The 20,073-nt window shown below is 62.8% G+C and carries 17 protein-coding genes and 1 tRNA gene; 12 read left to right on the top strand and 6 right to left on the bottom strand.

The window, feature by feature from the left end; translation table 11 throughout:
- Positions 1-108: 108 nt before the first annotated feature.
- From lspA to AC1DWZ_RS08070, 5 genes are all read left to right on the top strand, one after another.
- Positions 109-633: a signal peptidase II gene (gene lspA / locus AC1DWZ_RS08090; RefSeq protein WP_477168368.1), complete on the top strand. Its 525-nt coding sequence runs from the start codon at positions 109-111 to the stop codon at positions 631-633.
- Between the two features lie 3 nt (positions 634-636).
- Positions 637-1,233 carry a DUF3035 domain-containing protein gene (locus AC1DWZ_RS08085; RefSeq protein ID WP_477168367.1) on the top strand — a complete coding sequence of 199 codons (597 nt, stop codon included), beginning with the start codon at positions 637-639 and terminating at the stop codon, positions 1,231-1,233.
- 94 nt (positions 1,234-1,327) lie between these two features.
- On the top strand, positions 1,328-2,665 hold the full coding sequence (locus tag AC1DWZ_RS08080) for a M16 family metallopeptidase (protein WP_477168366.1): 1,338 nt from the start codon (positions 1,328-1,330) through the stop codon (positions 2,663-2,665).
- Entirely contained in the window at positions 2,662-3,993 is a 1,332-nt protein-coding gene (locus AC1DWZ_RS08075) for a M16 family metallopeptidase (protein WP_477168365.1), read from the top strand. The genes AC1DWZ_RS08080 and AC1DWZ_RS08075 overlap by 4 nt, the downstream gene beginning before the upstream one ends.
- Before the next feature lie 129 nt (positions 3,994-4,122).
- Positions 4,123-5,325, top strand: a complete 1,203-nt coding sequence (locus AC1DWZ_RS08070) for a multidrug effflux MFS transporter (RefSeq protein ID WP_477168364.1) — start codon at positions 4,123-4,125, stop codon at positions 5,323-5,325.
- 9 nt (positions 5,326-5,334) lie between these two features.
- Here AC1DWZ_RS08070 and AC1DWZ_RS08065 read toward each other — a convergent pair whose 3' ends face one another.
- Positions 5,335-7,401, bottom strand: a complete 2,067-nt coding sequence (locus AC1DWZ_RS08065) for a transglycosylase domain-containing protein (RefSeq protein ID WP_477168363.1) — start codon at positions 7,399-7,401, stop codon at positions 5,335-5,337.
- Positions 7,402-7,627: 226 nt separating this feature from the next.
- A complete protein-coding gene (locus AC1DWZ_RS08060; protein ID WP_477168362.1) occupies positions 7,628-8,758 on the bottom strand; it encodes a DUF2336 domain-containing protein in 1,131 nt (376 codons plus the stop codon).
- Positions 8,759-9,310: 552 nt separating this feature from the next.
- Between AC1DWZ_RS08060 and AC1DWZ_RS08055 the strand changes: the two genes are divergently transcribed.
- The 4 genes from AC1DWZ_RS08055 to AC1DWZ_RS08040 all read left to right on the top strand — a co-directional run bounded on the left by AC1DWZ_RS08055 (position 9,311) and on the right by AC1DWZ_RS08040 (position 12,557).
- Positions 9,311-9,395 (top strand) — tRNA-Leu (locus tag AC1DWZ_RS08055).
- Positions 9,396-9,593: 198 nt separating this feature from the next.
- Entirely contained in the window at positions 9,594-9,908 is a 315-nt protein-coding gene (locus AC1DWZ_RS08050) for an ArsR/SmtB family transcription factor (protein ID WP_477168361.1), read from the top strand.
- Between the two features lie 64 nt (positions 9,909-9,972).
- The gene (locus AC1DWZ_RS08045) at positions 9,973-11,334 is read left to right on the top strand and encodes an FAD-dependent oxidoreductase (protein WP_477168360.1); all 1,362 of its coding nucleotides are present in this window, start codon (positions 9,973-9,975) and stop codon (positions 11,332-11,334) included.
- Positions 11,331-12,557 (top strand): MFS transporter, encoded by a 1,227-nt coding sequence (locus AC1DWZ_RS08040; protein ID WP_477168359.1) that lies wholly within the window; start codon positions 11,331-11,333, stop codon positions 12,555-12,557. The genes AC1DWZ_RS08045 and AC1DWZ_RS08040 overlap by 4 nt, the downstream gene beginning before the upstream one ends.
- A 40-nt stretch (positions 12,558-12,597) precedes the next feature.
- Here the strand turns inward: AC1DWZ_RS08040 and AC1DWZ_RS08035 are convergent, their stop codons facing one another.
- Entirely contained in the window at positions 12,598-13,521 is a 924-nt protein-coding gene (locus AC1DWZ_RS08035; RefSeq protein WP_477168358.1) for a LysR family transcriptional regulator, read from the bottom strand.
- Between the two features lie 40 nt (positions 13,522-13,561).
- Between AC1DWZ_RS08035 and AC1DWZ_RS08030 the strand changes: the two genes are divergently transcribed.
- The 3 genes from AC1DWZ_RS08030 to AC1DWZ_RS08020 all read left to right on the top strand — a co-directional run bounded on the left by AC1DWZ_RS08030 (position 13,562) and on the right by AC1DWZ_RS08020 (position 17,265).
- Positions 13,562-14,332 carry a glutathione S-transferase family protein gene (locus AC1DWZ_RS08030; RefSeq protein ID WP_477168357.1) on the top strand — a complete coding sequence of 257 codons (771 nt, stop codon included), beginning with the start codon at positions 13,562-13,564 and terminating at the stop codon, positions 14,330-14,332.
- Positions 14,333-14,450: 118 nt separating this feature from the next.
- A complete protein-coding gene (locus AC1DWZ_RS08025; RefSeq protein WP_477168356.1) occupies positions 14,451-15,602 on the top strand; it encodes a trans-sulfuration enzyme family protein in 1,152 nt (383 codons plus the stop codon).
- A gap of 91 nt (positions 15,603-15,693) precedes the next feature.
- Complete coding sequence (locus AC1DWZ_RS08020; protein ID WP_477168355.1) at positions 15,694-17,265, top strand: adenylate/guanylate cyclase domain-containing protein; 1,572 nt, start codon at positions 15,694-15,696, stop codon at positions 17,263-17,265.
- Between the two features lie 11 nt (positions 17,266-17,276).
- On the opposite strand, the gene AC1DWZ_RS08015 is transcribed toward AC1DWZ_RS08020, so the two are convergent.
- From AC1DWZ_RS08015 to AC1DWZ_RS08005, 3 genes are read right to left on the bottom strand one after another with little or no spacing between them, the layout of a single operon-like run.
- Entirely contained in the window at positions 17,277-18,629 is a 1,353-nt protein-coding gene (locus tag AC1DWZ_RS08015) for an ATP-binding protein (RefSeq protein WP_477168354.1), read from the bottom strand.
- Positions 18,626-19,282 (bottom strand): response regulator, encoded by a 657-nt coding sequence (locus AC1DWZ_RS08010; RefSeq protein ID WP_477168353.1) that lies wholly within the window; start codon positions 19,280-19,282, stop codon positions 18,626-18,628. The genes AC1DWZ_RS08015 and AC1DWZ_RS08010 overlap by 4 nt, the downstream gene beginning before the upstream one ends.
- A gap of 12 nt (positions 19,283-19,294) precedes the next feature.
- Entirely contained in the window at positions 19,295-19,954 is a 660-nt protein-coding gene (locus AC1DWZ_RS08005; protein WP_477168352.1) for a hypothetical protein, read from the bottom strand.
- Positions 19,955-20,073: the final 119 nt, after the last annotated feature.

Here is a 20,073-nt window from a genome sequence, read left to right as displayed (position 1 = left end):
GTCGATGAATAGGCAAAATGTTGCCGGCACGAGCTCATCCCCTCTCCCCTCGCGGGAGAGAGTCAGGGTGAGGGGGCGGTTGTCCCAGCAAGCCTCAGGGGCAGCAATATGAATATGCGTATCGCCAGCCCTGCCCTGTTCCGTCAGGCGATCATCCTGGCTGGGTTGATCATCGTCGCCGACCAGTTCACCAAATGGCTGGTCATGGTCGAAATCATGAATCCGCCCCGGGTCATTCCGCTGCTCCCCGTCGGCAATATGGGCCTCAATCTGGTGATGGCCTGGAATACCGGGGTCAGCTTCAGCATGTTGCGTGGGACCGGCCCGTGGCTGCTCTCGGGCCTCGCCCTCGCGGTCAGCGTCGGGCTGGTCATCTGGCTTGGGCGCCTCAGCCACCGGCTGCCGGGCTATGCGGTAGGCCTCATCATCGGCGGGGCTCTCGGCAATGTGATCGACCGGCTACGATTCGGGGCGGTGTTCGATTTTATCGATTTTTACGTCACGGACTGGCATTGGCCGGCCTTTAACCTGGCGGATTCGGCCATTTCGATCGGTGTCGTTCTCCTGTTGTTCGACAGCTTGTTTCATCAGCCGGATCGGGGTAAAAATAGCGCCGGATCGGAGGCTCCATAACCCATGCGCACCAAACTCATTGTGACCGCTTTTGGCCTGTTGGCCCTGCCGGCTTTTGTCGGCGGCTGTTCCAACAGCACCAAAGAGGCGCTGGGCCTGACCAAGCGCTCGCCCGACGAATTCCAGGTGGTGTCCAACGCCCCGCTGTCGATGCCGCCGGATTACAATCTGCGCCCACCCGCACCCGGCTCGCCCCGACCCCAGGAAGGGACCGCCCGCGACCAGGCGCAGCAGGTGGTGTTCGGCTATCCGGGCGCCGGCGGCGCGCCGTCCAAATTGCCAGAGATCGGTGTCGGCGAGGCATCGAGCGCGCAGTCGGCTGGTGAGGCCTCGCTGCTGCAATCTGCCGGCATGGCGGGTGTCGATCCCAATATCCGTCAGGTGGTCGATGCCGAGACCAATGAAGACGAAGCGGATTCGAAGCAGCTGATCGACAGCATCGTGTTCTGGCGCAAGCCCGAGCCCTACGGCACCGTGGTCGACCCGGCCGAAGAACAGAAGCGCCTGCAGGAGAATGCGGCGCTGGGCAACGAGCCGACCCAGGGCGACGTGCCGATCATTCAGCGCAAGCAAAAAGGTCTGATGGAAGGGTTGTTCTAAGATCTTGAAGCCAACATTTTGCAGGTTGTTCCTGAGGCCGGCAGCTTTATGCGCCGGCCTTAGACTTTTGGGCCTTAGCTTTTTGGGCCTTGGTTTGGCCGCCCCGACACCGGCTGCGGCCGATCTGTTCGCCGCGGAGAGCTTCACCCTGCCCAACGGGCTGGAGGTCGTGGTGCTGCCACGGCATCTCGCCCCCGTGGTCTTCCAGGTGATCGTCTACAAGGTGGGCGCTGCCGATGGCGAGCCAGGCAAGAACGGCATCGCCCATTTCCTTGAACATCTGATGTTCAAGGCGACCAAGAAGATGAAGGCCGGCCAGTTCAGCCAGGATGTCGACCGGCTGGGCGGCACCGACAATGCCTTCACCAACCAGGACATGACCGCCTTTCACCAGGAGATCGCCGCCAAGGATCTGCCGATGATCATGGCGGCGGAGGCCGACCGCATGGTCAATCTGCAGCTTGACGATTCCGTCGTGCTGCCGGAGCGTGACGTCATTCTCAACGAACGCGGCCAGACGGTGGAAAGCGATCCCGGCAGCAGACTCTCTGAAGCGATGACTGCCGCCATCTACCAGAACCATCCCTATGGCTTGCCCATCATCGGCTGGCGCCATGAGATGGAGGCCTATACGACCGAGGATGCGCTGCGCTTCTATCGTCGCTGGTACGCGCCCAACAATGCCATCCTGATCGTGGCCGGCGACGTGACGGTGGACGACGTGAAAGCCCTCGCGGAGAAGAATTTCGGACCACTCGCCGCGCATGACCTGCCGGAACGCAACCGGCTGATGGAGCCGCCGCCCGAAGCACCGCGGCGCGTGTCGCTGGCCAGCCCCGAAGTCGAGCATCCCAGTGTCTGGCGGCGCTACATGACCGAAAGCTACCGCACCGCCGCCGTCAATAAGGACAACACCGCACCCTATGCGCTCAGCCTGCTCTCCGAAGTGATGGGCGGGGGTGCCGTCGGCAGGCTCTACCGGCGGCTGGTGATCGACCAGTCGATCGCGATCGGTGCCGGTGCCGGTTTCAACGGCGATGCCCGCGACTATGGCAGCTTCACCTTCTATGCCTCGCCCCGCGACCCGAAGGATCTGGCCAAGGCGGAAGCAGCGATCGATACCGAGATCGCCTTGCTGCTGAAGGATGGCATCACGGACCAGGAACTGGCGCAGGCCAAAGAGCGGCTGTTGATGGATGCCGCCAAGGCCCGCGACAGCCTGAACGGCCCGGCCCTGCTGGTGGCCGAGGCACTGGCCGGCGGCGAAAGCATGGCCGACATCCAGGCCTGGCCGGACCGGATCAAGGCGGTCACCGTCGCTGACGTCATGAAAGCCGCGCGCGCTGTGCTGACGCCGGAGAACAGCGTCACCTCGACCTTGACGCCCCAGGATTCTGTAGCTGGGGAACCTGCGGCGGGAACCGCACCATGATCATCAAGACAGTGAAGACCGCGGCCCTTTTCATCCTGCTGGTTCTGGCACCGCGGATCGCTGCCGCCACCGACATCCAGCGTGTCACCAGCCCGGCCGGGATCGAGATCTGGTTGATCGAAGATCATACCGTGCCGGTGATTTCCCTCGCCTTCGGTTTCGAGGGCGGGACGGCATCCGATCCCAAGGGCAAGGAAGGTGTCGCAACCCTTCTCTCCGGCTTGATGGATGAAGGTGCGGGTGACATCGATTCATCGGCCTTCCAGCAGCGCATTGCCGATCTCGGCCTCGATTATGGATTCAGCGCCAGTTCCGACAGCTTCACCGGCAGCCTGCGGACCTTGACCGAGAACAAGGATGCGGCAGCCGATCTCCTGGCGCTGGCCATCACCCACCCGCGCTTCGACCCGGAGCCGGTCGAGCGCATGCGCCGCCAGTTCCTGATTGCCATCGACGGCGAACAGCACGATCCGGATGCTGCCGCCGGCCGCCTGCTGGAGAAGAAGCTGCTGGGGGATCATCCCTATGCGCGCTCGAATTACGGCACCAAGGAAACGATGTCGGCACTGACGCCGGACGATCTCCGTCGCTTTGTGAAGGACCGGCTGACCCGCGATCATCTTTATGTCGCTGCCGCCGGTGATATCAATGCGGCCGATCTGGGCCTGCTCGTTGACCGCGCCTTTGCCGGCTTGCCGGCCAAGGGCGTTGCAGTCGATGTGCCGGAGGCGACCGTGGCCCCCAAGGGATCGCTCAGCATTCTCACGCGGAACATTCCGCAGGCGACGGTGCTCTTCTCACAGCCCGGCATCAAGCGCGCCGACAAGGATTTCTTCGCCGCGTACCTGATGAATTACGTGCTGGGCGGTGGTGGCTTCTCGTCGCGCCTGATGACCGAACTGCGCGAGAAGCGCGGCCTGACCTATGGCATCGACACCGATCTTGTGACCTTGGACCATGTCGGCTTCTTCAGCGGCCGGTTCGAGACACCCAATGCCAAGGTCAAGGAGACCATCGATCTCCTGCGCCAGGAATGGCAACGCATGGCCGATACCGGCCCGACTGCGGCGGAACTCGATGCGGCGCGCACCTATCTGCTGGGTTATTACCCACGCAATCTGACCACGACCAGCAAGGCCGCCGATACCTTGCTCGGCATCCAGATGGATCATCTGGGCATCGATTACATGGATCGCCGCCAGGTCGAGATATCCGCCGTGACGCTGGATGACGTGAAGCGCGTCGCCAAGCGCCTGCTCGATGCCAAGGCGCTCACCATCATCGTCACCGGCAAGCCGGAAGGCTTGGATGCAACGCCGGTGCAGTAACGTCTCGATACTCCCTAGCTGTCATGGTCCGCGAAGGCCGGCCATCCACGAGTTTGTTGACCATAAAAAAGCAACTCGTGGATCCTCCGCCTCCGCGGAGGATGACAATACATAAAAGACGCCATCCTCATGACCGCCACGCAGAACACATCCATCGGCCGCCTGACACTCATCACGCTGACGGCGCTGGTGGCGCTGGGGCCGCTCTCGACGGATTTCTATCTGCCGGCGCTGCCCTCGATCGCGCGCTATTTCGGGGTGGCCGAAGCGCATGCGCAGGCGACGCTCTCGGCGTTTCTCATCGGCTTTGCCGGCGCCATCCTGGTCTATGGGCCGCTCTCCGACCGCTTCGGAAGGCGGCCCGTCCTGGCTGGCGGCATCATCATCTTCACGCTGGCCAGCCTGGGATGCATGCTGGCAGAGAGCATCGGCATGTTGGTGTTGTTCCGCTTCCTGCAGGCGCTGGGGGCCTGCGCTGGACCGGTGATCTCGCGTGCCATGGTGCGCGACATTGTCGGGGCTTCCGGGGCGGCACGGGTCTTTTCCTATCTCAGCGCCGCGGTGGCCCTGGCACCAGCGATAGCGCCCATCGTCGGCGGGTTCCTGGCCGACGAATTCGGCTGGCGCGCCTGTTTTGCAGCCCTCACCCTTTACGGCCTGCTGGGTCTCGCTGCGATGTTCTTCGTGCTCAAGGAAACCAATACCGAGCGCGATCTTACCGCCGCCAACCCCCTTGCCTGGTTCCGCATCTACGGGTCGCTGGTCAAGCACCGCGGCTATTTCGGCTATGTGCTGGCCGCCACCTTCGGCTATAGCGGCATCTTCTGCWTCATCTCGGGCTCCAGCTTCGTCTTCATCGACGTGCTGGGCGTGCCGCCGAAATATTTCGGCTTCTGCTTCGGCGTGTTCGTCATCGGCTACATCATCGGCGCCACCACCGGCGGCAGGCTGGCCAAGCGCGTGGCACCAGCGCAGATGGTGGGTATCGGCTCGCTCATTGCTTTGTTGAGCGCCGTGGCGCTGGTCGCCATCAATGTGGTGATGCCGGCCTCGATATGGTCGGTGCTGGGGCCGCTGCTGCCCTATATGATTGGGATCGGCATGACCATGCCGGCGGCACAGGCGGGCGCCATCGGTCCCTTCCCGCGCTCGGCGGGGGCAGCCTCCGCCCTGCTGGGCTTCGTGCAGATGGCGGTTGCAGCCGGTGTCGGCGGCGTCCTGGGATTGATCGGTTCCCCCTCGCCCATGCCGATGAATTTGATGATCAGTGCCATGAGCGTGGCGCAGATCGCCTGCTACTGGTGGGTTATCCGGCCCTATAAGGGCCTCTAGTCGCGCGCCCTAGTCGCGCCCCTGGTCTTCGCGCTGCTGGTAATAGGGCTTCTTCTTTTCCTTGGTTTTGGCCTTTTGCGTGCCTGAGTCAGGTGCATCGGACCCACCGCCCAAAATCGTGCTGAGCAGCGCACCGATGCCGGATTCCTCGGCCGGCGCCGTTTCCACCGGCTTGGCAGCCTGCGGTGCGAGTTCGACCGGCGCGCCGGCACTCGCCACCAGCGTACCGCCGGTCGCCCGCGAGATGTCGCGTGGTGGCACATTGGCCAGCGCCTCGGCCATGAAATCGTGCCAGATGACGACCGGCAGCGAGCCACCAGTCACCTTGTCCATGGCGGCACCATTATCGTTGCCGACCCAGACACCCGTCACCAGATCGGCGGTGAGGCCGATGAACCAGGCATCGCGAAAATTCTGGCTGGTGCCGGTCTTGCCATAGACTGGGCGGTCGATCTTGGCCTTCTTGCCGGTGCCCCATTCGACGACGGCGTTCATCACATCGAGCATGGCGTTGGTGGCGGTGGCACTGGCGACGCGGCCAGGACCGGATCCGCCGCGTTCATAGAGCACGTCGCCGGCCCGCGTCGTGATGCGGTTGATCGAGAAGGGCCAGACACCCTTCCCCTGATTGGCAAAGACCGTATAGGCCGTGGTCATCTCAAGGAGCGTCGTCTCGGAGGTGCCAAGGGCGATCGAGGCGTCATTGCCGATCGGCGTGGTGATGCCAAGACGCTGCGCTGCCGCGATCACGTTCTTGCGGCCGACCTGTTCCGACAATTGCACGGCGACCGAATTCAGCGAGCGCGCGAAGGCCTCGCGCAGATTGACCTCGCCATAGAATTTGTCGTTGTAATTGCCCGGCTGCCATTTGCCGATGCGGATCGGCCCATCGGTGAAGATATTGCCCGGGCCATAGCCGGCCTCGAACGCCGCCAGAAACACGAAAGCCTTGAAGGCGGAGCCCGGCTGGCGAAGCGCCTGTGTGGCGCGGTTGAACTGGCTGTCACGATAAGAGACGCCGCCCACCATCGCCTTCACCGCGCCGTCCGGCGTCATGGCAACGAGGGCTGCCTGGCTGGCATTCTGCTTCGGGCCCATTTCCGCGATCGTTTTGGCGAGGTGCTGTTCGGCGGCACGCTGCTGTGCCGGATCGAGCGTAGTTTCGACAATGAGATCCTGGTCCGAAAAACCGACATAGGATGAGACCTGATCGAGCACCCAATCGGCATAGAACTGGCCGATCTGGCCGCGCGCCTCGGCACTGACCGAGGGGGCCGTCATGGTGGTGGCGGCATCGGCCACGTCGGCGGTGATGAACTCGGCCGCCACCATGTTCTGGAGCACCAGGCTTGCGCGGTCGCGCGCCAGGATCTTGTCGTTCAAGGGATTGTAGCGTGACGGCGCCTTCAGCATGCCGGCCAGCATCGCCGATTCAAACAAGGTCGCTTCCGCCGCGGGATGGCCGAAATATTTGCGCGAGGCCGCGTCGATGCCATAGGTGCCGGCACCGAAATAGACCCGGTTGAGATAGAGCTCGAGCAACTGATCCTTGGTGAAGTTGCGCTCCAGCCACAAGGCGAGGAGCACTTCCTGGCCCTTGCGATGGATCGACCGCTCCGGCGTCAGGAAGATGTTCTTGGCCAGCTGCTGGGTGATGGTGCTGCCGCCCTGCACCAGCCGTCCCTGCGTGAAATTGACGTAGAAAGCGCGCAACAGACCTTTCACATCGAGGCCGAAATGGCTGTAGAAGCGCCGGTCCTCAGTGGCGATCACCGCCTGCGGCAGATAGGCCGGCAAGTCGCGCAGCGCCACCGCGCTGCCGTAGAGATCGCCATAGGAGGCAATGAGGCTGCCGTCCGCCGCCACCAGGCTGACCGACGCGCGGCGCTTGATCTCGTTGAGCTTGGAGACGTCGGGCAGATCGTAGGCGCACCAGGCGACGAAGATGAGGGTGATGAACCCGCCCCAGATCGATGCCACCAGGCCCCATTTCAGGGTGAAAATGGCCAGCCGGCGGCGCCATTTCCGCTCCGATTTGGCTGACTTTCCGTCTTTATCCGAGTCGCTACTGGTCATGGCCGCCTTTTACCAGATCGCGACCCCAGTTCCAGCCTGCAGGAGGTCCAGCCGGCACGGCTACCGCCGGCAGGCGGTGCCGGGATCGCTCCAGACGGTCATATGGCCATGAAATGGGGCAGGATCAGGGCGTCCTGACGATTTCCCTTGGGAGGGCGATCATTTTCCGGTGAAACCGGTCCTGACCGCCCGCCAAGGTGATAACTGGGGGTGATTGCCGGCGCGATCACCGGCCGGAGGCGCGCCGCCCGACGCTGCCTTCATTGCCGTCGCCATGGGTGAGGCGGTTCGCCAGCACCAGCAGGGCTTCGGTGATGCGCTGCTCGAAAGCCTGTTCGGGATTGGCATCGCCGATCACGTCATCGAGCACCGGACGCACATTGTTGCGCCAGCCTTCCGGTGCGAAGCCGAAGCGCCGCACGCGTTCATGGCGCCCCAGCACCGTCAGCTGCAGGAACAGTTCGCGGAAAGCGGGGTCGAGCTGGCAGCGTTCGAACAATTGCTGCGGCCCACGATTGCCTTCGTCGCCCAACAGGGCGCGCACATTGCTGATCTGGATGCCGGCCTTGAGTGCCAATGCCGGCAGCACGAAGGCGAAATTGCCGAGACTGAAAGAACGCAGGATGAGCGTCGAGCTCAGCAGCTTGTTCTGATGCAGCGCCTCAATGAGGCCGCGCATTTCCTCGGCGCGCTGGCCAGGGGCAAAGCTGGTGAGCAGGATGTTTTCACGGCCATGCTCGATGAGCGCAGAGACGCGCGCCGGTTCGAGATTGTACTTGTCGATCAGCCGTTCGAGGATGCGGCCGGTGACGACCGTGGTCATCCGTTCGGCAACTGCCATGGGCAAGGCACGGCGCTGTGCCACCGCATCGGTCACATTGCTGTTCTCGGCGAAGCGGTCGAGCATGCGGTGATAGGCTTGCGTCGGAATGGCGGCATTCTCGTTGGCCGCCACGCGCAGGACCACGGTCTCGTCGTCGGTCTTGATCAGCGCCGTCGACACGGCGGCCGACAATTGCTGGCGGGTCGCCACGATTCTTGCATGTTCGATCGAGCGGTGCTCAATGACCGCGACCAGATCTTCGTCGGTGAGGGCAAGGCATTCGGCCAGGATCGGCCGCGCCACGTCCATCACATCCTCGGCCAGCCGCCGGGCAATGCTGCGGTCAAGGCCAGGGGCCGATTTCAGCGTTTCGGCGAGCTTCCGGCGGTAGTCGAGCTCCGCTTCCGGCAGCACCGTATTGATGATGGCATTGGCAATTTCGCGCTCTTCCGGCGTCATTTCGCCGGTCTGATAGACCCCTGCCACAGCCAGCATCGTGGCGGCCCGTTTTGCTGGGGTCGGGTCTGCGCTCAAGCGGGTTACATCTGCTTGCGTCAACCTTGCCACACTCTCGTCCCTTCTGTTTCCACCACCCCTGAATGGGGTGCCGGTCACGCCGATTCCCTTACACCGCATCTGCGAAGTCGGGTCGGATATTTACCAATGTTCCCCCGAGTCACCCCGGGCTTAATGATCGGAGCGCTCCAAGTCTCGTTCAGGAGGCGACTCTAATCTCGCACAGCAACAATAGTTTTTGCCTAGTAGCGACGTCCAGTAAGGATCGTCGCCAAAACCGTGATATCACGGATAAATCACGATAATTCAGCAATATAGTGTGAGTTCTTGTTGACTAAAAATTGCTCAAGTCTTTAGTTAATTTTGCGTAAATGCGCTGTGGCAAAGCTGGGACTGAACCGTGCGAAAAATGGAACCCCGGCTCAACGCGTAAGTTCCCGCACTGCGGTATAATTTAAGCCATATTGGTAGATGGGCCTGCAAGTGGGCCGTAACGCTTGCCAAGTGCAGGTCTTTGGCTAATATGCCGCCCGCGCCGCCCAGCGACCGCTGGCCTCGGCGATCACAGATGCCTCTGTGGCGAAATTGGTAGACGCGCCTGACTCAAAATCAGGTTCCGAGAGGAGTGCTGGTTCGAGTCCGGCCAGGGGCACCACTGACATATCAAGGGCTTAGCGCCCTTCTTCTAAAATCGTCCAATTCGCTGTCCAACTTCCGCTCAGTTGGATGTCCAACTCTCTACGCCAATGACGCTAGCCGCTTGCTGCTGACCTGCATGGATGTCTCGCCATATATTTCGATGATTATCGAAATATATCTTGCAGGGAGTTGGAGAGGACGGCATACTGTTTCCATGAAACTCGAAACAGCAGCGCAACAGCTTTCGTCGCTCGGCAGCCCGGTTCGCCTGAAGCTTTACCGGGCCCTCGTGCGGGCCGGTAGCGATGGGCTTCCGTGCGGCACATTGCAGGACAAGCTCGGAATCGCCGCCTCGACGCTGTCGCACCATATCAAGCAGCTGATCGACGCCGGCCTCATTCATCAAGAGCGGCAAGGCACGACGCTGATCTGCCACGCCAACTATCCGGCGATGCAGAGCCTGGTTGGCTATCTGGTCGACGAATGCTGCCTCGATGCCAAATGCAAGACGGCGGAAAAGGCCGCCTGAGCTTTTTCGCCCTGACCTTTTTTTGCCGATATATTTCGAGAATGCTGGAAATACGGAGAAGAGCATGACGCAGATCGAACAGCTGCCGGTGGCCGTCATCGGCGCGGGGCCGATCGGCCTTGCCGCGGCAGCGCATCTGACCGAGCGGGGTATCGATGTCGTGGTTTATGAGGCGGGCGATACGGTTGGTGCCAACATCCGCGATTGGGGCCACGTCCGCGTTTTCACGTTCTGGGATCAGAACGTCGACACAGCGTCGCGCCGCTTGCTTGAGCGGAACGGCTGGCATTTACCACCCACCAACCGGTTGCCGACCGGGGACGAACTCTATCAGCACTATCTCAAGCCGCTCTCCGAAGCTCTTGCGGGCAGGATCGTCACGGGCGCCAGGGTTACATCGATCACGCGCGCCGGTCTCGACAAGGTAACAAGCAAGGATCGCGATAAGAAGCCATTCGAACTGCGGATCAGGCGCGGCGACGAAGAGATCAAGGCGTACGCCAGAGCTGTTATCGACGCCTCGGGCACATGGGCAAATCCAAATCCGCTGGGTGCTTCCGGCCTCCCGGCTGCGGGTGAGCAACAGCTTAAGAGCCGGATTGATTACGGCATGCCCGATGTGCTGGGCGACCGGCGCGCCGACTATGCCGGCAAACGTATCGCCGTGGTGGGCGGCGGATATTCGGCCATCAACGTCCTGCTCGATCTCGCGCGCTTGGCTACGGAGGTGCCCGGCACGCGGCCCATCTGGATCGTGCGCGGCACGAACATGAACCGGGTCTATGGCGGCGGCTCGGCTGATCAGCTTGAGGCACGCGGTACGCTCGGCATGCGCCTCCGCGGCCTGGTCGATAGCGGGCAGATCCAGTTGGTGACGGGCTTTGCCACGCATAGCATCGGTGAGAAAGATGGCGGATTGCTGCTGGCGGGTGTTACCGCGGCAGGTGAATTCTCCCTGCCGCCCGTGGACCGGGTCGTGGTCGCGACGGGCCAGCGCCCCGACCTGGAGATGACACGGGAACTTCGGCTTGAACTCGACCCTTGGCTGGAGGGCGTGAAGGCGCTGGGGCCGCTTATTGATCCCAACCTCCATTCCTGCGGCTCGGTCCCGCCGCACGGTCACCGGGAAACCTCTCATCCCGAACCGGGCTTCTATACGATCGGCGTCAAGAGCTATGGCCGGGCGCCAACCTTCCTGCTGCTTACGGGCTATGAACAGGCCCGGTCGGTCGCCGCCGCGATCGCCGGCGATCTCGAGGCGGCTGACAATGTGCAACTGGTATTGCCGGAGACGGGCATCTGTTCGACCGATGCCGTAGATGACGGCTGTTGTGGCGGGCCGGCACCGGCCGAGAGCAATAGCTGCTGTGTCGCCGATGTGGTTGCAAAAGATGCCGGCAAGACGGGATGTGGCTGCGCCGCTTGACCGACAGCACCGACATAAGGCGATCGCCACGCTTCATCGTTCCGGTCCTGGGGATCACACAGATCCTGGCCTGGGGATCGAGCTATTATCTGCCGGCCGTATTGGCAAAGCCGGTTGCGGACGATACCGGCTGGTCTCTCTCGTGGATCGTCGGCGGCCTTTCGCTTGGCCTGCTGGTTGCCGGCTTGGCATCGCCCTTCGTCGGTCGGCAAATCAAGCAATTTGGCGGCCGGCCGGTCCTGATCGCCAGCGCTCTGTTCCTCTCGGCCGGGCTGGCCGGTCTCGCGCTGGCACCTAATCTGATTGCCTTTGTGGCGGCCTGGCTGCTGCTGGGGCTCGGCATGGGTTGTGGCCTTTATGACCCGGCCTTCTCGACCCTCGGCCGGCTCTATGTCGATCGCGCCAGGCAGCTGATCACGGCTCTCACCCTGTTCGGCGGATTTGCCAGCACGGTCTGCTGGCCATTGTCGGCCTTCTTCGTCTCGGAAATGGGATGGCGCGGCGCCTGTCTCGCTTACGCGGCCATTCATCTGTGCATCAGCTTGCCGCTCTATCTCTTCGCGCTGCCGAAAGAGCCGCGGGCCGCAGAGTTGACCCGGATCGAAAGCGAACCCGCAAAATCGATCGTGCCGCCAATACGCATCTTTCTTCTCTTGGCCCTGACCATCACAGTCTCGGCCATGGTGTCGACTGTCATCTCTGTCCATCTGCTGACCCTCCTGCAGGCGCGCGACATGTCCCTGGCGGCGGCGGTCGCACTGGGCGCCCTTGTCGGCCCGTCGCAGGTCGGCGCCCGCTTCGTCGAGAGTCTCATAGGCAAGTATCATCATCCCATTTGGACCAAGCTGGCTTCCGTCACCTGTGTGGCGATCGGCCTTGGGCTGCTCCTGGACAATCTGCCGTTCGTCTATGTGACGCTGATCTTCTACGGCGCCGGCATCGGGCTGGAATCGATTGCCCGTGCGACTCTGCCGCTCGCCTTGTTCGGCCCGGAGGATTATGCGCCGATCATGGGAAAGCTGGCGCGGCCGAGCTTGCTGGCACAGGCGGTCGCACCATCGATCGGTGCCTTCCTGATCGAGCAATATGGTGCCGTGCCGGCGCTGGCCACCGTCTTTGCCGTGGCGCTTGCCAATCTTTGCCTGGCAATCTCATTGTTCTGGGCGACGGCAAAGTTTCGGCAGCCGGTGATCAAGAGGGCAACAGCGGCCGAAATGCACTGACGACGCTCGTCGCATCGCCTTTGCCGATATCCAGCATCTGTTACGCAGCGCGTTCACCTGCAAAGAGCTTCCGCTGTGCAATCAATCCTTCGCCGACGACGTCGAAGAAGGCGCGGATGCGGGCGGTGGATTTTAGGTCCGTGTGGGTCACGATCCAGAGTTCTCGCTCGAGAGCCTTGATGGGGCCTTTGAGGGCGCGCTTGATGCCAGGTTCGAGATCACCGAGATAGCAAGGCAATACCGCAAGGCCGATGCCGGCCTTGGCTGCCGACAATTGGTTGATGAGGCTGTTGGCGCGGTAGACGATGGTGCCGGGCCCGGCCATGCGCTCCAGCCAATCGGCGGCGTTGATACCGGCTGCGTCTGTGTTCCAGCCGATGAAAGGGCCGCCGGCAAGACTGCCAAGATCGATTGCCACCGTCTTCTTTGGCCGTTTGAGGCGCGTCAGCAGTTTGGGGGCGCCGTAGATGGTCCAGGCGGCATCGGCAAGCTTGCGACCGTAAAGATCCGGCTCCTTCGGTCGCGCGACACGCAAGGCGATGTCCGCCTCGCGCCGCGACAGGCTCAAGATTCGGTTGTCGATGGCAAGTTCCACCTCGATGCCAGGATGCAGAGTCCGGAAGCGCGCCAGCTCCGTGGTCAGCAGGCGATAGGCCAGCGTCTCCGATGAGGTCACGCGCAGGCGTCCAGCGAGGCTGTGGTCGCGCCCGGCAATCTCGCGCCCCAGCGCATGGGTTTCGGTTTCCATCCGCTCGGCCACCAGAGTCGCCTGGGTACCGGCCGGGGTCGGCGCATATTGGCCGCCCTGCAGGCGTTCGAACAAGCGCACGCCGATTTTCTCTTCCAGCGCGTTGAGGCGGCGGAAGGCGGTCGAGTGATTGATGCCGAGCGCCTTGGCGCCGCCGGTGAGGCCGCCGGCGCGGGCGATCGCGAGGATCAGCTTGAGGTCGTTCCAATCATCCATCGCGGCAATTTAGCACGGATCGTCATTTGCGAAAATGCAAATGAGATTGCCAATATTGCCGATCGATTGTCATTGGCGCCAGGTACAGAGTGGGCAGATCGGCCGTGTGTCCCTCATGCAAGGTCCTGTCATCATGCGCAAACTGACCCTTATCAGCCATCATCTCTGCCCCTATGTGCAGCGCGTCGCCATCGCCTTGCGCGAGAAGGGCGCTCCCTTCGAGCAGGTCTATATCGACCTCGCCAACAAGCCGGATTGGTTCCTGGCGCTGTCGCCGCTCGGCAAAGTGCCGTTGCTGCAGGTCGAAGACGGAGATGGCAGGCAGACTGTCCTCTTCGAGAGTTCGGTCATCGCCGAATATGTCGAGGAGGCGATGCCGGGAGCGCAACTGCACCCCGCGGATTCCATCGAACGCGCCCGGCATCGTGGCTGGATGGAATTCGGTTCGGCCGCCTTAAGCGATATTTGGCGCCTGGAAACGGCGAAGGATGAGGCGAGCCTGGATGCCGCCTGCCAAGCGCTGGATGCCAAATTCGCACGCCTCGAAGCAGCGCTTGGTGACGGACCCTATTTCGCCGGCGCCGGCTTCTCCCTGGTCGATGCGGTCTTTGCACCGGCCTTCCGCTATTTCGAGGTGTTCGAGGCCTATGCCGATCTTGGCCTGTTCACGAACCGGCCGCGCCTTGCGGCCTGGCGCCGGGCATTGGCAGTGCGCCCCAGCGTCGTCGCTGCCGTGACGCCGGATTATCCAGACAGGCTGCGCGCCTTCCTGAAAGCCCATGATTGGCACCTGCTGCCGAAGGCGGCGTGAGCCCCGCTACCGAGACCGGACCTGCGGTGAGCTGAGGCGTTTGCCAAACCGCATCGTCCTTCCATCAGGGCACGCTGCTGCTTAGAGTGGCGTCGCGCCCCTTTGGCAGGAGAGATTGATGCAGGATCGGGATTGGCGGCCGGAGAGTCTCGCCGCTCAGGCGCTGGGCTGGGTGGATAAAGAGACGCAGGCGGTGACGCCGCCCATTCACATGTCGAGCACCTTTCTGCGGGCGCCAGACTATGGGTCGGAGCGGGCCTATATCCGCGACCAGAACCCGGCCTTCGACCAGGCCGAGGCGCTCCTTGCGAAGCTGGAAGATGGTGCTGCCGCCGCCCTGTTCGCTTCCGGCATGGCCGCCGCCACGTCGGTCTTCATGGGCCTCCGTCCCGGCGATCATGTGATTGTGCCGCAGATGATGTATTGGTCGCTGCGCCGCTGGCTCACCGGCTATGCCAGCGAATGGGGACTTGAGGTAAGCCTCGTCGACATGACCGATCTGCCGGCCCTCGCGGCCGCCATCCGGCCGGGCAGGACAAAGCTCATCTGGATCGAAACGCCGGGCAATCCGCTCTGGTCGGTGACCGACATCGGGGCCTGCGCGATCCTTGCCCATCAGGCCGGCGCACGGCTCGCTGTCGATTCCACGGTCGCAACGCCGGTCTTCACCCAACCGCTGCGATTGGGTGCGGATATCGTGATGCATTCGGCCACCAAATATCTCAACGGCCATTCCGATATCTGTGCCGGTGCGCTGGTGACGCGCGTGGCGGATGCCGCCTGGGACCGCATCGTCGAGGTGCGCTATACGCTGGGCGCCATCATCGGCTCGGTCGAAGCCTGGCTGCTGCTGCGCGGCATGCGCTCGCTCTTTCCCCGTGTGCGCCTGCAGGCGGCGACGGCGCAGACCCTGGCCGAGCGTTTCGCCGGGCACCCGTCGGTCAGTGCCGTCCTTTATCCGGGCCTCACCGATTTCCCGGGCCATGACATCGCCAGGCGGCAGATGCAAGGCGGCTTTGGCGGCATGCTGTCGGTCCGCGTCAAGGCCGGCAGGGAAGCAGCACTCGCTGCTGCATCACGGGTCGGCTTGTGGCAGCGTGCGACCTCGCTTGGCGGCACCGAAAGCCTCATCGAACATCGCGCCAGCATCGAGGGACCAGACAGCCCGGTGCCGAGCGACATGCTGCGCCTTTCGGTCGGGCTCGAAGATGCCGGTGACCTCTATGACGATCTCGACCAGGCTTTGCGCGGTGGCAATGCGCTTGGCTAATCAGCAGCAGCCACATCCTGTTACATCATTCCCCTAGTGTCCCTGCGGGCCACGACCTATAAAAGTGCATGACAAGCCGGGGGGCACGGGGATGAGCGAGGCGGATGTAACGACGGCCAGCCGGGTCAACAAGCGGGCCTGGTTGCTGGCCGTTCTCGTGCTTGTCATGTTGGCGGGGCTGCCGCTCGCGGTCTGGCTGGATCTCAGCGCACTTTCCAAGTCCGCGCTCGACCGTCAGGCGGCGGACCTCAGTTCCGTCATTACCAGCATCCGCAGCTATTACGCCACCAATGTGGTGGGCCGGGTGCTGGCGGGCGACGGCATGACCAAGGTCGCCCACAATTACGAAACCATTCCGGGTGCCATCCCGATTCCAGCCACCCTGTCGCTGGAGCTCGGCCGCGTCATCAGCGAGAAGCAAGCCAACATCACCTATCGCTTCATGTCGGACCTGCCCTTCAAGGGACGTGCCGCGCATCAGATGGATGCGTTTGAGGTCGCGGCCCTAAAAAAACTGCGCACCGATCCCACGGCGGTTGCCACCGATTTCACCTGGCGCGGCTTCACCGATTCCTTCCGCCTGGCCACGCCAGTGGTGATGGGAGCCGCCTGCGTCAAATGCCATAACAGCCATCCCGACAGCCCAAAGACGGATTGGAAGGTGGGCGATGTACGCGGCATTCAGGAAGTGATCATCAGCCAGTCGCTGGCCGGCAGCATCTTCTCGTTCAAATATCTGCTGGCCTATTTCATTTTCGTTGGCGCTCTGGGCCTCGGTTTCATCCTGCTGCAGCGCCAGCAGGCCCGTACCATCAGCGGCATCAACCGCGATCTCGAGACCGCCAATGCCTTCCTGGCATCCGTCTCGATGAAGATATCGCGCTATTTGTCGCCGCAAATCTACAAGAGCATCTTCAGCGGCCAGCGCGACGTCGTGGTGCACACCGAGCGCAAGCGCCTGACCATCTTCTTTTCCGACATCAAGGATTTCACCGCGACCACCGAACGGCTGCAGCCCGAAGCCCTGACGCATATGCTCAACGAATATCTGACCGAGATGTCGAGCATCGCTCAGCAATATGGCGGCACGCTCGACAAGTTCATCGGCGATGCGATCCTGGTCTTCTTCGGCGATCCGGAAACCAAGGGAGCGGCGGAAGATGCGCGCGCCTGCCTTGCCATGGCGATGGAGATGCAGCGGCGCCTCGGCGAGCTCAAGACCAAATGGCGCCATGAGGGAACCGAGGAGCCGTTCATCGTGCGCATGGGCATCAATACCGGCTTCTGCAATGTCGGCAATTTCGGCAGCAACGACCGCATGGACTATACCATCATCGGTGCCGAGGCGAATTTGGCGGCGCGCCTGCAATCAGTCGCCGAAGCCGGCCAGATCGTCCTCAGTTACGAGACCTTCGCGCTCACGGAAGATATGGTGATGGCGCATCCGCTGCCGCCGATCACCATGAAGGGCATCGCGCGCGAGGTCGTGCCCTATGTCGTCGACGGCCTGCGTGCCGGCCCTGGCGAACAGGCGCAGATCCTGAGCGAACATATCAATGGCCTCGATCTCCATCTCGATCTCACCCGCGTCACCGACGCAGAAGCCGATCGCGCCAAGACGGTGCTGCAGGAAGCGCTGAAGGCATTGGAGGAGCGACGCTAGGCACCAGGATTTTAAGCAGCCGGCAGATCGAGTTCGACCCGCAAGCCGCCCAGAGTACTATCGCCAAGGGACAGGCTACCGCGATAGAGCGTCACGATCTCGCGCACGATATCGAGGCCGAGACCGGAACCCGGCACCTGTTCATCCAGCCGCCGACCGCGGGTGAGCACGGCATCGCGCACCGGCGGGGCAATGCCTGGGCCATCATCTTCGATCGCAACCGACAGTCGGTCGCCCTTGCGCTGAGCTGTGATGTGGACGCGAGAGCGCGCCCACTTGCAGGCATTGTCGCCGAGATTGCCCAGCATCTCCATGAGGTCGCCACGATCGCCGGCAAAGGCGGCGGCCGGATCGATGTCCGTCGCCAGCGATAGATGCCGGTCGCGATGGATCGTCCCCAGCGAGAACACCAGATCCTCTGTGATCTCGGCAAGCTCGACGCGGGCATGTCCCGCAGCCGATGGTCCGGCGGTGCGGATGCGCTTCAATATCCGTTCGACCTGCCCGGTGATGGAGGTGATTTGAGCTGCGAGGACCCGCCGCTTGTCCGCCTCAAGCCCCGCGATCTCGTGCGCAAGGACCGAGAGTGGGTTCTTGAGCGCATGGGCGAGGTTGCCGGCCTCGTTGCGGGCCCGCTCGATCAAATGCCGGTTGTGGTCGATGAGCGCGTTGACTTCCGTCACCACGGGTTCGATCTCGTTCGGAAAAATCCGACTCAATCGCTCGGCGCGGCCGTTACGGATGGCGGCGATCTCACGCCGCAGGGAGGAAAGCGGCCGCAAGCCGAATCCCACCTGCAGATAGATTGCGATCAGGAAGGCAACACCGAGGCCAACGAAGGTCACGACAATATGGAAGGCGAATTGATGTACGTCGGCGTCGATCTCGTCACAGGGTGCTGCCACCAGCACGGTCACGGGTTGCGCCGTCCCCGGCAGCGTCACCTGGCGCCGGAACACGCGCAGTTCTCGGCCGCCGGGACCATTCAGTTCGGTGATGCCGTCCTGCGCAGAGAGCAGCGGCAGGGCGCCATCCCCCATCGGGCCGGCCGAGACCGATTGCCGGACGATGTCATTGCCCAAGGCCGCCTGCCAGTACCAGCCGCTGAGCGGCCGGGCAAAGCGCGGATCGGCGGGGATATAGGCCAAGGTCAACCTGCCCACCTTGTCGATGCTGGCCGCCGCCAGCAATTCACGCTGATAGGCCGCAAGCTCGTCATCCAGCTGCCGCTCCAGGTGGCTGCGGAACGTCCATAGCAGGAGGGCGCCAGCCAGCACCAGCACCGGGATCGCCCAGATCGATGCCGCCGCCATCAGCCGCAGCTTCAGGGAATGCGGAAATAATGTGCCGAGCCAGGCCTTCATAGCGCCAGCACATAACCCTGGCCGCGCCGGGTCTCGATGATGCCGGATCCGAGCTTCTTGCGCAGGCGATTGATCAGCACTTCGACGACATTGCTGTCGCAGTCGAAATTCTGGTCATAGATATGTTCCGTGATCTCGGTCTTCGAGATCACCGCGCCGCGCCGCATCATCAGGTAAGCAGTCAGGCGGTATTCGAGTGGTGTCATGACGATCGGGCTTCCATCGCGGAAGACCATGTTCTGTGCGCTGTCGAGTGTCAGGGGGCCGACCGTCAGCACGGCGCTGGCAATGCCCTTGGCACGCCGGATCAGCGCCTCGATGCGTGCGATCACCTCCTCCATCTGGAATGGCTTGGCGACATAATCGTCGGCGCCGGTGCGCAAACCTTTGACCTTCTCGGTCCAGGCATCCCGCGCCGTCAGGATGAGGACCGGCGCCGTGACGCCGTCCTTGCGCCATCGTTCAAGAACGGAAAGTCCGTCCAGCTGCGGCAGACCGAGGTCAAGAATGATCGCGTCGTAACTTTCCGTGGCGCCCAGATGATGACCGTCCTCGCCGTCGCTGGCGGTATCAACCGCATAGCCGGCCGCCGTCAGCGCCGTCGCCAGATGACGCTGCAAATCCCGGTCATCCTCCACAATCAGGATGCGCATGCTGCAACCATCTCAATCATCGCCACCACCTTCGCCGCCTTCACCGCCACCACCACTTCCGCCACTGCCACTTCCGTCACCGCCGCTACCACCTTCGCTACCGCCATCTGATCCGCCGCTACCCGAGCCGCCACCGCCAGATGAGCCACCCTCGCTGCCGCCCGAATCATCACCACCGCCGCTATCACCGTTGCCGCCGGAATCAGGCCCGTCGTCATCGCCGGTGCCGGCCGGGTGGTCCTCATCCGCATTGCCAGCTTTGTCGCGGCTGTTCAGCCGTTCATAGAGTTTGGCAATTTCCGGATCGTCGGCGGCACCTTCGACATGCCGCAGGCCGAGGTCCACGAGGTCAAAGTCGAGCAGAGCCACGCTGCCCTTAGCCGTCAGGACTTTGACTTCGTAGACCCAGGTGCAACTGCCGCCGATGGCACGCGCGGTGATATCCACCGAGAGGGGTTCAGCGCTGACACTCTCGGCAAGCTCTCCATAAAGGGCAGAGGTGCCGGCGGCATCCGGAGGGTTGGCGCCGGCCGCGCATTCCTGCGCCCAGGCCGGCCGTAACACGGGTAGCGCCGTCAGACCAGCAGCACAGCACAGCGCCGCCACGGCGAGATAAGGCCGCCTGGAGATGAATGCCGGTTTGAAAGCAGCAAAGGGTGCCACGATGCGCACTCGACTTCCCTGGGACGAAACGTTCCTGGGCAGAGGGGGACCGGCCGACCGGCCGGACATATCTTGCCCTCTCTATAACAAGCACTTTCCAACCTTAAGCCAAGCTGAAATAGCGCCTC

The sequence above is a fragment of the Dongia sp. P2_B8 genome (genome assembly GCF_056404715.1).
This window is presented reverse-complemented; position numbering and strand designations above follow the sequence as displayed.

Excerpts from the sequence above, each read along its gene's own strand:
- AC1DWZ_RS08020 (WP_477168355.1), top strand. The coding sequence starts at position 15,694 with ATGAGCGAGGCGGATGTAACGACGGCCAGCCGGGTCAACAAGCGGGCC.
- AC1DWZ_RS08045 (WP_477168360.1), top strand. The coding sequence starts at position 9,973 with ATGACGCAGATCGAACAGCTGCCGGTGGCCGTCATCGGCGCGGGGCCG.
- AC1DWZ_RS08035 (WP_477168358.1), bottom strand. The coding sequence starts at position 13,521 with ATGGATGATTGGAACGACCTCAAGCTGATCCTCGCGATCGCCCGCGCC.
- AC1DWZ_RS08075 (WP_477168365.1), top strand. The coding sequence starts at position 2,662 with ATGATCATCAAGACAGTGAAGACCGCGGCCCTTTTCATCCTGCTGGTT.
- AC1DWZ_RS08015 (WP_477168354.1), bottom strand. The coding sequence starts at position 18,629 with ATGAAGGCCTGGCTCGGCACATTATTTCCGCATTCCCTGAAGCTGCGG.
- AC1DWZ_RS08025 (WP_477168356.1), top strand. The coding sequence starts at position 14,451 with ATGCAGGATCGGGATTGGCGGCCGGAGAGTCTCGCCGCTCAGGCGCTG.
- AC1DWZ_RS08065 (WP_477168363.1), bottom strand. The coding sequence starts at position 7,401 with ATGACCAGTAGCGACTCGGATAAAGACGGAAAGTCAGCCAAATCGGAG.
- AC1DWZ_RS08085 (WP_477168367.1), top strand. The coding sequence starts at position 637 with ATGCGCACCAAACTCATTGTGACCGCTTTTGGCCTGTTGGCCCTGCCG.
- lspA (WP_477168368.1), top strand. The coding sequence starts at position 109 with ATGAATATGCGTATCGCCAGCCCTGCCCTGTTCCGTCAGGCGATCATC.
- AC1DWZ_RS08030 (WP_477168357.1), top strand. The coding sequence starts at position 13,562 with ATGAGATTGCCAATATTGCCGATCGATTGTCATTGGCGCCAGGTACAG.
- AC1DWZ_RS08050 (WP_477168361.1), top strand. The coding sequence starts at position 9,594 with ATGAAACTCGAAACAGCAGCGCAACAGCTTTCGTCGCTCGGCAGCCCG.
- AC1DWZ_RS08010 (WP_477168353.1), bottom strand. The coding sequence starts at position 19,282 with ATGCGCATCCTGATTGTGGAGGATGACCGGGATTTGCAGCGTCATCTG.